This is a genomic window from Stenotrophomonas sp. AS012628 (genome assembly GCF_010608305.1).
GTDB classification, from domain to species: Bacteria; Pseudomonadota; Gammaproteobacteria; order Xanthomonadales; family Xanthomonadaceae; genus Stenotrophomonas; species Stenotrophomonas geniculata.
Map to the genome: position 1 here is coordinate 1 of NZ_VMBJ01000047.1, position 14092 is coordinate 14092.

Below are 14092 nucleotides of genomic sequence, written 5' to 3' on the forward strand. Positions count from 1 at the left end.
AGGCTTGACCACGAACATAGGATCTCGACTCTACATGGCGTTCGCATCTGCGTATCATTCGCATTTGATATCCCGATGCCGGAGCCCCGCGTGACCCAACGTTCCCCCATGCACCCGACCGGACGCCTGTTCGCAGCGGTCGCTTTCATCGAGGCCGTGACCTGGGCCGGCCTGCTCATCGGCATGTGGATGAAATACGGCCCCATGACCAACGTGGCGCTGGTGAAGCTGTTCGGGCCCCTGCACGGCGTGGCCTTCCTGGTGTACGTGGCGGTCACGCTGTTTGCGGCGGTGCGCCTGCGCTGGCCGTGGTGGGCCAGTGCCCTGGCCCTGCTGGCGGCCATCCCGCCGTTGGTGACGCTGCCGCTGGAGTGGTGGTTCAAGCGCCGTGGCCTGCTGGGCCTGCGTGCAATGCGCTGAACCCACTGTTGCATGCCCATTCAAGAGAATGGGTATCAAATGCAAATACGAGCCGTTATCATTTGAGGGTGGCATCCGGTCCTGAGTGGGGCGGGTGCCGGGTGGGGCGTGCAGACGCGCCCGGCCAATCCTTTCCTGTTACGGCTGGTGTTTCATGCACGCACGTCCCGTCGTTCCCGGCTTGCCGGCGCTGGTGTTGGCTGCCCTGATCGGCACCATAGCGATGATGTCCTTCGTCGCTGTGATCGGCCCGGTGGTCCGCATGCTCGGCCTGTCCGAGTGGCATGCCGGCCTGTCGGTCACCGCCGCAGGCGTGCTGTGGATGCTGGCCGCGCGCCCCTGGGGCCAGCTCAGCGACCGCATCGGCCGCAAACGCGTGCTGATGCTGGCGATGAGCGCCTACACCGTCGTCTATATCGCGCTGGCGGTGTTCATCGATGTCGCCCTGCAGGCAGTGCCGCCGGTGCTGGTGTCAGTGCTGGTGCTGGTCGGTGCGCGTGGCCTGATCGGCCTGTTCTACGCGGCTGTGCCTCCTACCGCAGCGGCGCTGATCGCCGACAGGGCACCCACCGGACAGCGTGCAAAATTCCTCGCCCGCCTGGGCAGTGCCAACGCGCTGGGCATGGTGCTCGGCCCGGCCGCCGCGGGCTGGCTGGCCTATACGAACCTGTCGCTGGCGCTGTACGTGGCCGCGCTGCTGCCGTTGCTGGCACTGGCATTGCTGGCCTGGCGGCTGCCGGCTACACCGCCCGTGGTGGGCGCGTCCGCACAGCGCCGCACGCCGATGAGCCGCCTCGACCCACGCCTGCGCCTGCCACAGCTGGCGGCGTTCATCGCGATGGTCTCGGTGACCATCGCGCAGGTCACGGTCGGCTTCTTCGCGATCGATCGCCTGGGCCTGGATGCGGCGGCTGGTGCACGCATGGCCGGCATTGCACTCACCGCCGTTGGCGTCGGCCTGATCCTGGCGCAGGCGCTGGTGATGAAGCTGGAGGTGCATCCACGTCGCTGGATCGTCCTCGGCGCTCTCATTTCCGGCATCGGCTTCACTTCGGTGGCGGGCGTGCAGCAGGCCTGGCAATTGCCTGCGGCGTATGCGCTGGCTGCGTTCGGCATGGGCTTCGTATTCCCCTCGTTCCAGGCGCTGGCCGCCGATGCGGTAGAGGCGCACGAGCAGGGCGCCGCCGCAGGCACCGTGGCGGCCGCGCAAGGGCTGGGCATGGTGGCCGGGCCGATGCTCGGCACGCTGTTGTATCGCGGCGGGCCAAGCCTGCCTTACCTGCTGGTGGGCGCGCTGCTGCTGTTGCTGTGCGCGCTGGCCGCAGCGCATCGGATGAAGGAGACCCCATGAACGATTCCCTGATGCAGGGCGCGTGGCCGGAGGCTGCGCCAGCACCACAGGAGAGCACCGACGACGCGTCGCTGTTCCTGCTGCGGCATGCCGGCCAGCACGTGCACGCCCGCGGTTGCCGCGCCACGTTGCCAGCCGGTGCACTGGCGACGTTGGCAGAGCGCGTTTCGGAGTTCTTTGCCCAGCAGCGTGGCGGCCCGGGCCTGCTGGTTGGCGCGGTGCCGTTCGAGCCGCGTGCCGACGATGCGCTGTACCAGCCCGAGCGCCTGCTGCCGGCGCTGGCACTGCAGCCGCAGGCCGCACCGCCGCTGGACGGCGCCCTGCGGGCCGAACCTGTGCCGCAGGACTATGCCGCTGCAGTCGCTGCGGCAGTGCAGGCCTTGCGTGCGCCCGAGCAGAACCTGCATAAGGTGGTGCTGGCGCGCAGCCTGCTGGCACGCACCCGCCAGGCGCTTTCTCCGGACGTGCTGCTGGCACGCCTGGGCGCGGATCCGTCGGTGGCGACCTACGCGGTGCCGCTTCCGGTGGAGCTGGGCCAGGCACCGGCCTGGCTGGTCGGTGCGACGCCGGAGCTGCTGCTGCGCAAGCGCGGCGCCGAACTGTTGTCGCATCCGTTGGCGGGTTCCGCGCGGCGCAGTGCCGATGCCGCCGAGGACGAGCGTGCGGCGCAGGCGCTGCTGGCCTCGACCAAGGACCACGACGAGCACCGCCACGTGGTCGAAGCCATCGTCGAAGGCCTGGCGCCGTACTGCAGCCACATCGATGCACAGCCGCGCCCGGTGCTGCATGCCACCGCCAGCATGTGGCACCTCGGCACCCGCATCCACGCCACCCTGAAGGATCCGCAGACATCGGCGGCCGAGCTGTTGGCACAGCTGCATCCCACGCCGGCGGTCTGCGGTACGCCGCGGTTGGCGGCGCTGCAGCGCATCCGCGAGCTGGAACCTGTACCGCGTGGCTTCTATGCCGGCGCCGTGGGTTGGTTGGACGCGCAGGGTGACGGCGACTGGTACGTGGCGATCCGCTGCGCGCGCCTGCAGGGCACGCAACTGCGCCTGTATGCCGGTGCCGGCATCGTCGCCGAGTCGCACCCCGAGGCCGAGGTGGCTGAAACCGCAGCGAAGTTTGCTGCCCTGTTGAACGCGCTGGGTGTCCATGAATCCGCGCCCGCCATCGAGCCTGCCGCATGAATGCTTCCGTTGAATCCTCCCGCCTGCCACTGCAGCAGGTGTGGCCCGACGCGCTGGTGGCGCGCTATCGCGAGGCCGGTCACTGGCGTGGCGAGACCTTCCCGGCGTTCCTGCGCGACCGTGCAGAACGCTATGCCGATGACATCGCGGTGGTCGCCGGCGACGTCCGCCTGAGCTATGCACAGCTGTGGCACGAGGCCGGGCGGATCGGCGCCGGCCTGTTGGCGCTGGGCCTGCAGCCAGGGGGGCGGGTGCTGGTGCAGCTGGGCAACACGGCAGGCTTCATCACCACGGTCTGTGGCCTGTTCCGTGCCGGGCTGGTGCCGGTGTACGCGTTGCCGGCGCACCGCATCACCGAGCTGGTGCACTTCGCCAGCAAGGCCGAAGCCAGTGCCTACATCACCACGGCACTGCACGACGGCTTCGATCACCGCGGGCTGGCGCGGGCGCTGCAGGCCGAGGTCCCGGCGGTTCGCCATGTGGTGATCGACGGCGATGCGGCGGAGTTCGTCGCGCTGGAGGCGCTGCAGGGCGATCGCAGCCAGCTGCCGGTCGATCCGGACCCGCAATCGGTAGCGTTCCTGCAGATTTCCGGAGGCAGCACCGGGCTGTCCAAGCTGATTCCGCGTACCCACGACGACTACATCTACTCGTTCCGCGCCAGCAATGACCTCTGCGGCATAGACCGCGACAGCGTCTACCTGGTCGCGCTGCCGGCTGCGCACAACTTCCCGATGAGCTCGCCCGGCTTCTTCGGCGCGCTGTACGCCGGTGCCCGCGTGGTGCTCAGCCCCGGCCCCGGACCGGATGCGGCCTTCCCGCTGATCGCACGGGAGCGGGTGACCTGCTGTGGCCTGGTGCCGCCGCTGGCGTTGCTGTGGGCGCAGGCCGCCGCCACCAGCAGGCATGACCTGTCCAGCCTGCAGGTACTGCAGGTGGGCGGCGCCAAGCTGGTGCCGGAAGCCGCGCGGCGGGTGATCGACGGCCTCGGCTGTACCTTGCAGCAGGTATTCGGCATGGCCGAAGGGCTGGTGAACTACACCCGCCTGGATGATCCGGAAGAACTGATCGTGGCCTGCCAGGGGCGACCGATCAGTCCGGATGATGAAGTGCGCGTGGTCGATGACCATGACCAGCCGGTGGCCGAGGGCGAGGTGGGGCATCTACTCACCCGTGGCCCGTACACCATCCGTGGCTACCACAACGATGCGGTGGCCAATGCGCGCTCGTTCACCGACGACGGCTTCTATCGCACCGGCGACCGTGTGCAGCAGCTGCCCGGTGGCTATCTGGTGGTACAGGGCCGTGCGGGTGACCACATCAACCGCGCTGGCGAGAAGATCTCCGCTGAGGAGATCGAGGACCACCTGCTGGCGCACCCGGGTGTGTTCGACGCCGCCGTGGTCTCCATTCCCGATGAGTATCTGGGCGAGCGCAGCTGTGCGTTCGTGATCGCGCAGGGCGAACCGTTCAAGGCCCCGGCACTGAAGGCCTGGATGCGCGGGCGCGGCTTGGCGGCGTTCAAGGTGCCCGACCAGGTCGTGTTCGTCGACAGTTTCGATACCACTGCGGTCGGCAAGATCAGCCGCCGCGAACTGCGCGCGCAATTGCGTGCGCGTCATCTGCAACAGACAGGAGGAACGCGCTGATGGCGCTGCCCCGTATCACCGATTATCCCTTGCCGACTGCCGCCGAACTGCCGCAGGCGCGTGGCCCGTGGCGCCCGCAGCGCGCTCGTGTCGCGCTGTTGGTGCACGACATGCAGCGTTACTTCCTGGCCGCCTTCGACGCCGGTAATGCACCGCTACGGCCGGCCGTGGACAACATCGCACGGCTGCTGGCGCACTGCCGCGCGCACGGCATTCCGGTGTTCTACACCGCCCAGCATGGTGACCAGGATCGCCGTGACCGTGGCCTGCAGGCCGATCTGTGGGGGCCGGGCATGCGCCGCAGCGCCGACCACGAGCCGATCATCGAGGCGCTGGCACCGCAGCCAGGCGAGCACGTGCTGGTGAAGCACCGCTACAGCGCCTTCCAGCGCAGCAACCTGGAGACGCTGATGCGGGTACGTGGGCGCGACCAGCTGCTGGTGACCGGCGTGTACGCCCATATCGGCTGCACCGCGACCGTGGTCGAGGCCTTCCAGCGTGACATCGAGGCCTTCATCGCCGCTGACGCGGTGGCGGACTTCTCGCGTGCCGATCATGATCAGGCGCTGCACTGGATCGCACGCACCAGCGGGGTGCCGATGACCACCGACCAGCTGCTGGAGGTGCTGTGATGGCTGCCACGGGTGAGGTGCTGGATCTGGAGCGGATGCGTGCCGATGTGGCGCGCGTGCTGGAGTGCACACCGGCAGAGATCGGTGACGACGACAACCTGATCGACCTGGACCTGGATTCGATGCGCATGCTCGGCCTGGTCCTGGCCTGGGGCAACACCGGCCTGCCGCTGGAGTTCTCGCAGTTGGCCGAACACACCACGCTGCGCCAGTGGTGGAACGTGGTGCAGACGCTGCAGGCCGCGCAGAGCGCATGAACGCCGTCGCGCTGGCCACGCCGGTGGCATTGACCGAGGCCCAGGCGGGACTGTGGTTCGCACAGCGGCTGGCACCGGACAACCCGTCGTTCAACACGGCACATGCGGTGTGGATCGAGGGGCCATTGGATGTGGCTACGTTCGTCGCAGCGGCAGACCAGGCTGCAATTGAGGCAGAGGCCTTCGCGCTGCGCTTTGCCGAAGGGGCCGATGGCCAGCCGCTGCAGTGGCATGACCCCGCACACGTGCCGTTGCTTTCGGTGCGTGATGTGTCCACCGAGACGGATCCCGCCGCTGCGGCCCGCAACCTGATGCACGCCGACCGGCTGAGCCCGGTCGATCCCACCCGCGACCGGATCAGTCAGCAGGTGCTGCTTGAGCTGGGCGGGCAGCGCTGGGTCTGGTACCTGCGTGTGCATCATCTGGCCACCGATGGTTACGGCATGGCGCTGTTCACTGATCGCGTGTGCGCGTTGTATGCCGGTCGTACCGGTGAGCCACTGCCGGGGCTGACTGGCGTGCTGGCCGATGATGCCGCCTATCGTGCCGACCCGCGCCGCACGCAGGCCGGGCAGTGGTGGCGCGAGCACATGCAGGGGGCACCGGCGGGCGTCGGCCTGGCCGGTACGCTCGCGGCCAGTGACGACGCGCTGCGCTGGGTGCAGCCGCTCGATGCGGCATTCCGTGAGCAGTTGCTGCAGGCATCGGTACGTTGGTTGCAGCCCTGGCCAGACGTGCTGGCCGCGTTGTCGGCCGAGTACCTGCGGCGGATGAGCGCGGCCGATGAAGTGGTGCTGGGCGTGCCCTACATGGGCCGGCTTGGCAACGCGTCGGTACGGGTACCGGCGATGGTGATGAATGTGTTGCCGCTGCGCGTGGCCGCCGGCGAGGGCAGCGTCGAAACCTTTACCCGCAGCCTGGGCCGGCAGCTCAGCCAAGGGCGCAAGCACGGCCTTTACCGAGGCGAGCAACTGCGCCGGGATCTGGGCCTGGTGGGCGCGCAGCAGCGCCTGCACGGTCCCATGGTAAATGTGCAGCCGTTCTACAAGCCGCTGGCGCTGACGGGCGTGCAGGCGACGCTGGAGGTGCTGTGCACCGGGCCGGTGGATGACCTGACGCTGGGCTTCCGCGGCGATGGCCAGCGTCTGCTGGATCTGGAGATCGAGGCCAATCCCGCGCTGTACAGTCGCGAGGATGTCGAGGCGCACGCGGCGCGGTTGCTGCATTTCGTGTCGGCGGCACTGCAGGCTGACGATATCGCAGCCGTACCTCTGGCGACGCCCGAGGAGGCGCAGCAGGTGCTGCACGGTTTCAATGCCACCGCGCACGCGCTGCCGGAGACGACCCTGGTCGAGCTGCTGCAGCAGGGCATGGATCGGGACCCGCACGCGCCGGCACTGGTGTTCGGCGACACTACGCTGGACTACGCAACGCTGGAAGCGCGCAGCTTCGCGCTGGCGGCACAGCTGCGGGCAATGGATGTCGGCCCGGGCAGCGTGGTGGCGGTGGCATTGCCGCGCTCGCTGGAGCTAGTGATCGCTCTGGTCGCGGTGCTGCGAGCAGGCGCGGCCTACCTTCCGCTGGACCTGGCCCATCCCGATGAGCGGCTGGCACGTATTTTCGCGTCGGCACAGCCGGTGTGCGTACTGGCTGCGGCGGACGTATCGGCGCGCGTGGCCGGCGTACCGGTGCTCGCGCCGGAGCAGTGGACTGCGCTGAGTTTTGCCGCACCGTGGGCCGATCCGGCACCTGACGATGCGGCCTACGTGATCTATACCTCCGGCTCGACCGGCGAGCCCAAAGGCGTGGTCATCGAACACCGTGCCATCGTCAACCGCCTGCTGTGGATGCGCGAGCACTACGACATCCGCGCCGATGACCGCGTGCTGCAGAAGACCCCGGCCACCTTCGACGTCTCGGTCTGGGAGTTCTTCCTGCCGCTGCTGTGCGGGGCCACGCTGGTGGTCGCCGGGCCGGACGCGCATCGCGATCCCACTGAACTGGCGCGGCTGATCCGCGAGCATGGCATCACCACGGCGCATTTCGTGCCATCGATGTTGAATGCCTTCCTCGCTGCACCGGCCTCCGAAGGGCTGCAGCTGCGACGGGTGTTCACCAGTGGCGAGGCGCTGGATGCTTCGTCCCGCGACCGCTTCCACGCGCGTGTGCACGCCGAGCTGCACAACCTGTATGGCCCGACCGAAGCTGCGGTGGACGTCAGCTACTGGCCGGCGTCGGCGCAGGATCGTTCGCGGCCGGTGCCGATCGGGTTCCCGGTCTGGAACACCCGCCTGTACGTGCTGGACGCCCGGATGCAGCCGGTGCCGGTGGGCGTGCCCGGTGACCTGTACCTGGGTGGCGTCCAGCTGGCGCGTGGCTATCTCGGTCGCGATGATCTGACTGCCGAACGTTTCATTGCAGATCCGTTCCGGGCGGGCGAGCGTATCTACCGCACCGGCGACGTAGCCCGTTGGCGCCGCGATGGTGCGGTCGAGTATCTCGGCCGCAGCGACCACCAGGTGAAACTGCGCGGCCTGCGCATCGAACTGGGCGAGATCGAGGCGGCACTGCGCGAGCTGCCTGGCATGGAGCGGGTGGAAGTGCTGCTGCGCCAGGATGCTCCCGGCGAAGTGCGTCTGGTGGCCTATGTGCCAACCGCGCTTGCCGATGCCGTAATGCTGCGCAGCCACCTGGCCACGCGCGTGCCGGACTATATGGTGCCCTCGGCGTTTGTCGGCGTGGACCACTGGCCGGTGACCGCCAACGGCAAGCTCGACCGCAACGCGTTGCCGAAACCACCACAGCATGACGTCGCTGGATTGGCACCGCGCACGCCGCTGGAACAGGAGCTGGCGTTGCTGTTCGCACAGGCGCTTGGGCGTGAGGCGCCGGTGGCGGTGGATGCAGATTTCTTCAGTCTCGGTGGTGATTCGCTGTCGGCGGTGCACCTGCTGCTGGCGATCGAGCAGCGCTGGCGCTGCGATCTGGGTCTGGGTGCCTTGTTTGCGCAGCCCACCGTGGCCGCACTGGCGGTTCGTATTGCCGAGCCTCCCGCGCTGGCCGATCACGCACTGGGGCCGGTAATCGCATTGGCCGCAACCGACGCCGCCGGGCCCACGCCGCTGTTCGTGCTCCATCCGGCCGGGGGGATCGCCTGGAACTACCGCACCCTGGCCCGGGCACTGCAGCCGGCACGCCCGGTGTACGGCCTGCAGTCGCCGGCACTGGACGCCCGGCAGCCGCTGCCGAGCAGCATCGAGGCGATGGCCAACGACTACGTGCAGCGCGTGGTCGCACTACAGCCGAAGGGGCCAGTGCATCTGCTGGGCTGGTCGGTAGGTGGCATCCTCGCCCAGGCGATGGCGGTGCGCCTGCATGAAATCGGCCGCGACGTCGGCGAGCTGGTGCTGCTGGACGCGTATCCCAGCGAGTGCTGGCGGGCCGAACCGGAACCCGATCCCATCGCCGCATTGCGGGCATTGCTGGCGATTGCCGGCCACGATCCGGATGCGCATCCGGAACTCGACAGCCGTGAACGCATTCTGGGGTTCCTGCGCCGTGGCGGCAGTGCACTCGGCAGCCTGCCGGATGTGGTGCTCGATGGCGTGGTGCGCGCGGTGACCGGCACCAATCGACTGATCCGCGAACATATTCACCAACCGTTCGACGGCACGCTGGTGCACGTCCGTGCTGGTCGGGATCATCAAGCGCGGCCACAGCTGCAATCGACGTTGTGGCGGACCCACGCGCGCAGGGTGCAGGCGCTGGAACTGCCGTTCCTGCACGCCGAACTGACCGGCCGCGATGCGGTGGCGCAGCTGGCGCCGTGGTTGTCGGCGCGGCTGCGCCACTGGGATGAGCAACAGGAGATCGCAACATGCAGTTGACCGGTTTCGACGGCCGCGTGGCGTTGGTTACGGGTGCATCCGGCGGCATCGGCGAGGCGTTGGTACGGCTGTTGGCCGAGGCCGGCTGCACGGTGGTGGCGACCGATCGCGAGACGCCGCGCGTGGCCGATACCCGGGTGAAGTCGCTCGCACTCGATGTAACCGACAGCGCCGCCGTGGACGCCTTGGTGGATCAGGTCGAGTCCAGCATCGGGCCGATCATGCTGGCCGCCAGCGTGGCCGGCGTACTGCATGTGGGCGGCGTCACCGGGACCACCGACGACGACTGGCGCCGGGTGTTTGCAGTCAATGCCGATGGCGTGTTCCATGTCGGAAGGGCGTTGGCGCGGGTGATGTCACCGCGTCGGCAGGGCGCGATCGTTACCGTCAGCTCGAATGCGGCCGGTGTACCAAGGCACGGCATGGCGGCCTATGCGGCCTCCAAGGCCGCCGCCACGATGTTTTCTCGCTGCCTCGGGCTGGAACTGGCGCCGCTGGGCATCCGCTGCAACATCGTGGCCCCGGGTTCAACACTGACCCCGATGCAGACCGGCATGTGGCTGGACGAGCATGGTGCCGAGCGGGTGATCGCTGGCAACCTTGAAACCTACAAGGCCGGCATTCCGCTGCGCAAGCTGGCCACCCCGGAGGACATCGCGCACTCGGTGATGTTCCTGCTCTCCGAACAGGCCGGGCATGTGGCGATGAGCGACCTGTATGTGGACGGCGGCGCCACCCTGCGTGGGTGAGCTTTTGTAGAGCCGAGCCCATGCTCGGCTGTTCCTTCAGAGATACGGATGCCTGAAGGAAAAGCAGCCGAGCATGGGCTCGGCCCTACAACAAACAGCGAGTTGATCCGGTAGCGGCGGGCCAAGCACGGCGACGATTCAAGGCAGGGTCAGGCGGTACACCAGCACGCGGTTGTCGTTGTCGTACGGGCTGTCGCAGGCCTGGCCCTGCATGCGGCAGTGGCGGGCGATGAAGTCGTTGTCGTTGCCGATCAGCAGCAGTACGTCGTTCGGGTGCTGCGGGTCCAGCGCCGGCAGCACGTCCATGGCTTCCCACTTCTCTGACAGCAGTCCGGCATGTGGGCCGCGCTTTGTGTCCAGGTCCAGCCCGGCACGGGCCAACTGCGGGCGGTCCAGCAGGTTCAGCAGTTCGTCGCTGCGTGCTGGCATGATCTCCGGCTTCAGCGCGGTGTCGGTCGGGTCGGCCAGAACCGAGGCCGTGCCGGTTTCATAGGCACTTTCGGCCAGGTTGGTGGCATCGGCCACATCGACCAGCAGCACCGACTTGTAGACGATCGGGTCATCGCCGTCCTTGCCCAGCCCGTTTCCGTCGCGGGCCAGCAGCAGGAAGCGATGGCCGTCCAGCGCGCGCAGCTCGCTCTGCGCCGCGGTTCGGTCCAGCTTGCCCTTGCCGTCGTGCGCGTAGGCAGGCAAAGCCATCACGTAATGGCCGATCGGCTGCTGTGGCGTTGGCGAGGCCGTCACGTCGTAGACCAGCACGCGGGTGTTGATGCGGCCCGCCGCGTTGCCCTGCGCGCTGTCCTGCAGCGTCGCGCTCTGCAGGGCGACGAACAGGCGGCTGCCGTCGGGTGACAGGCCCATGCCTTCCACGCCCTGGTTGTTGCGTCGGCCGGTCTGCGGTGGCGCCAGCGAACCGAACGCCGGCTTGCCGTCGCGCTGCGGACGGATCGCGGGCGGTGCCACGATCACACCCTGCACCTGGCCCTGCGCATCGAAGTAGTAGACGTTGGCGGTGTACTCGTCGCCGATATAGAAGTGGCCATCTGCGGTGAACTGCAGTGACTCAGCATCCAGCGAGACCTTGCCCGCACCGGCGCCGCTGGCCGGCGAAGGCAGCACCACCTGGCGCTGGGTGACCGTGTGGTCGCCCGGGTCGGCACCGGTGAACGGCTGCCCGTTGAAATCCTTCAGTACCACGCCCTTGTCGGGCGCCATCGTCAGCGTGCCAAGCTCGGACTTGCCCGGGGAAACGTCGATGCGCAGCTGCATGCGCTCCACGCGGCCGGCGTAGTCGTAGAACAGGCCGGCCTCGGGATCGTTGCGGCCACGGTCGGGCAGGGTCCACAGCACACCCTCGTAGCCGTTGGCGGTCCGTTTCCAGGTGCCGGGCTGCACCGCCAGCGACGAGAACGAGCCCAGCGTGTCGCCGAGGAAATCCACCGTGCCCGCGGGCAACCGCCCGGCGGCGACCAGACCTTTATCCACGTAAGTGCGACCGCCTAACTGCAAGGTGCGTGGCGGTGCGCCAGCGGCCTCGTGCGGAGCGGAGTATCCGCTGGCGGAGAGGGTGGCCAGCAGCAGGGCACTAGCAAGCATCGGTGGACTCCAGGCCGTCGATCAGAAGCGAAGGTCAATGGTACCGAACACCTGGCGCGGCGCCGAGGCATGGAACACGTACAGCTTTCCGGCCGGATCGCTGGGCGCGAACACGCTCGAATCCAGGTTGCTGGCACAGCGCTTGTTGGTCAGGTTGGTCACGTTGAACGACACGCGCATGCCCTTGGCGAAGCCGACCTGGCCGAAGTCATAGCCACCGGCCAGATCGAACACGGTAAAGCCGCCGAAGCCCTGGTCGTTGGTGTAGGTGTAGAAGCGTTCGCCGGTGTACTTGCCGCGCAGGCTGGCGAACCAGCCGTTGTCGCGCCAGGTGATCTCGGTGGCCAGCAGCTGCTTGGGTGTATCGGTCTGGATCTTGCCCTTGATCTGCTGCTCGACGCCGGCCTGCACGTAGTTCGACGCATAGGTCGAGCGGTTCAGCGAGGCCGAGGTGTACCAGCTGAAGTGCTCGTTCGGGGTCCACAGCACGGTCAGCTCGGCACCACGGCTGTCGACGCCGCCCACGTTGTAGAAGCGGTTGCCGCAGGTCGGGCCGACCGGCTGCCGCGAGTCGCAGGGGTTGTACTGCAGCAGGCGGTTGTCGAAACGCACGCTGTAGGCCGCGACCGAGGCCTGCAGGGTATCGGTGACGAAGCGGTAGCCGGCCTCCAGCGAGCGGGATTCTTCCGGCTTCAGGTTGCCCTGCGCGTTCCAGGTGGCCTGGCTGACTGCCTGCGGGCCCAGCTTGAAGCCGCCCTGGAACATGGCGATGTTCTCGGCGTAGCCGGCGAACACTTCGTGATGCTCGGCCAGGCGGAAGTTGGCGCCGATGCTGGGCAGGAAGTTCTTGCTGGCCTTCAGTGAGCCGGTGGCGAACTGGTTGTTGGAGGCCGGCGAGATCGGTGCCTTCGCGTCGCCCGGCAGGGCCTGCGCATCGGAGGTGGCATGCGGGCTCTTGGCGCCGAACTCCAGTGTCAGGCGATCATCGAGCAGGCGCCAGGTGTCCTTCAGGAAGAACTGGTGGGTCTTCCAGCGCGTGCGCTGGGCGAACACACCGACATGGGAGGGCAGGGTGTTCATGCCACTCAGGTCGCGCGGGCCGTCCACGGCGGTCTGGTAGCGCTCGGCGCTGCTGGTGTTGCGCTCGTACCAGACGCCGCCCTCGATGCGGTGCGCGCCCAGTTCCCAATCGAACGACAGCTGCCGCCATCGCGGTCGATGGTATAGATCGTGTTGCGGAAGATGATCGGGATTTCCTGCGCGGTGCCCTTGTTCGACCACGCGCCGCTGTTCCAGTTGTGGCCTTCGCCGCGGTCGTCGTGGTGGTAGGCCAGGGCCCGCAGGCTGAAACCATCGGCCAGGAAGAAATCGCCGGCCAGGTAGTACAGGTTGTCATCGCGCAGGATCTGCCCGGCGGTGAACGCACCGTCGGCATCCTTGTCCGGGCCGCTGCTGTCGCACTTCTTCGCGTTGAAGCTGGCGGTATTGCAGTAGGCCTTGGCCACGGCCTTGTTCCAGTCCGGCGCATAGCCGCCCCAGTCCCAGCCCAGCCCGCGCGACATCTCGTCCTTGGACAGGTAGAAGTAGTCCGCCTGGGTAGTGCGCGAGGTATCGACGAAGCCGGTGATCTGGCCGCGGTCGAAGTTCCACACGCCCTTGGCGTTGAACTGCTTGGTGGTGGATCTGTTGTAGGCGGTCTGGTCGTTCCACAGATCGGAGACCGCGTTCATGCCGGAAACGTAGCCGGAGAAGCCGTTGTACTCGCCGCTGTCCACGCGCACGAAGGTGCGGCGGTTGGCATCGCTGCCGAAGGTCTGCACCACGCGGCCGCCGAGTTCCTGCGCCGGGCGGTCGGAGGTGTACGAGATGGTGCCGCCGAGGTTGCTGGTGGATGGCGTGCCGAGGCTGCCGATGCCCACGGCCAGTTCGGCGCCGGCCATGTTCTCGCTGATCAGCGCACGGTTGATGGTCAGGCCGTTGTAGTTGTTGTACGCGCCATCGCCCAGCGGCACGCCATCCAGCGTGTAGCCGAGGCGGGTGGAGTTGAAGCCACGCAGGCTGAGGGTCATCGACTGCTCGTTGGTGCCCAGCGCATCGGCCGACTGCGCGTTGACGCCCGGCAGCAGGTTCAGGGTCTTCTGCAGGCTGGTACCCGGCGGCAGGATGTCGAGGTTCTCGCGGGTGATGCGCTGCACCTGGCGCGCTTCACCGCTGCCGATCACCGAGACCGCATCGAGGTCGGTGGCGGACGTGCCATGGGAGGTCGGGGCAGCATCCTGCGCCCAGGCCGCGGGAGCAAGCGCGATCGACAGCGCGGCGGCCAACAAAGTCTTCGTCATGTTGCAGACACTCAGGCAGGCA

9 protein-coding genes and 1 pseudogene are annotated in these 14092 nt (G+C 67.9%); 8 read left to right on the forward strand and 2 right to left on the reverse strand.

Features of this window, described 5'->3' with window-relative positions:
• The first annotated feature begins 108 nt into the window (after positions 1–108).
• The 8 genes from G5A07_RS17595 to G5A07_RS17630 all read left to right on the forward strand — a co-directional run bounded on the left by G5A07_RS17595 (position 109) and on the right by G5A07_RS17630 (position 10135).
• Positions 109–420 carry a DUF3817 domain-containing protein gene (locus G5A07_RS17595; RefSeq protein ID WP_010485221.1) on the forward strand — a complete coding sequence of 104 codons (312 nt, stop codon included), beginning with the start codon at positions 109–111 and terminating at the stop codon, positions 418–420.
• A 154-nt stretch (positions 421–574) separates the two neighbouring features.
• A complete protein-coding gene (locus G5A07_RS17600) occupies positions 575–1771 on the forward strand; it encodes an MFS transporter (RefSeq protein ID WP_191863707.1) in 1197 nt (398 codons plus the stop codon).
• The gene (locus tag G5A07_RS17605; RefSeq protein ID WP_010485225.1) at positions 1768–2961 is read left to right on the forward strand and encodes an isochorismate synthase; all 1194 of its coding nucleotides are present in this window, start codon (positions 1768–1770) and stop codon (positions 2959–2961) included. The genes G5A07_RS17600 and G5A07_RS17605 overlap by 4 nt, the downstream gene beginning before the upstream one ends.
• Positions 2958–4610, forward strand: a complete 1653-nt coding sequence (locus G5A07_RS17610) for an AMP-binding protein (protein ID WP_049455096.1) — start codon at positions 2958–2960, stop codon at positions 4608–4610. The genes G5A07_RS17605 and G5A07_RS17610 overlap by 4 nt, the downstream gene beginning before the upstream one ends.
• Positions 4610–5242 (forward strand): isochorismatase family protein, encoded by a 633-nt coding sequence (locus G5A07_RS17615; protein WP_019337843.1) that lies wholly within the window; start codon positions 4610–4612, stop codon positions 5240–5242. The genes G5A07_RS17610 and G5A07_RS17615 overlap by 1 nt, the downstream gene beginning before the upstream one ends.
• Positions 5242–5499 carry a phosphopantetheine-binding protein gene (locus tag G5A07_RS17620; protein ID WP_010485231.1) on the forward strand — a complete coding sequence of 86 codons (258 nt, stop codon included), beginning with the start codon at positions 5242–5244 and terminating at the stop codon, positions 5497–5499. Before G5A07_RS17615 ends, G5A07_RS17620 begins: the two co-directional genes overlap by 1 nt.
• On the forward strand, positions 5496–9386 hold the full coding sequence (locus tag G5A07_RS17625) for an enterobactin synthase subunit F (RefSeq protein WP_191863708.1): 3891 nt from the start codon (positions 5496–5498) through the stop codon (positions 9384–9386). Before G5A07_RS17620 ends, G5A07_RS17625 begins: the two co-directional genes overlap by 4 nt.
• Complete coding sequence (locus G5A07_RS17630) at positions 9377–10135, forward strand: 2,3-dihydro-2,3-dihydroxybenzoate dehydrogenase (protein ID WP_049480895.1); 759 nt, start codon at positions 9377–9379, stop codon at positions 10133–10135. Before G5A07_RS17625 ends, G5A07_RS17630 begins: the two co-directional genes overlap by 10 nt.
• 138 nt (positions 10136–10273) lie before the next feature.
• On the opposite strand, the gene G5A07_RS17635 is transcribed toward G5A07_RS17630, so the two are convergent.
• Positions 10274–11731 carry an esterase-like activity of phytase family protein gene (locus G5A07_RS17635; protein ID WP_191863709.1) on the reverse strand — a complete coding sequence of 486 codons (1458 nt, stop codon included), beginning with the start codon at positions 11729–11731 and terminating at the stop codon, positions 10274–10276.
• A gap of 21 nt (positions 11732–11752) precedes the next feature.
• Positions 11753–14070 (reverse strand): annotated as a pseudogene (locus G5A07_RS17640) (TonB-dependent receptor).
• Between the last annotated feature and the right edge of the window lie 22 nt (positions 14071–14092).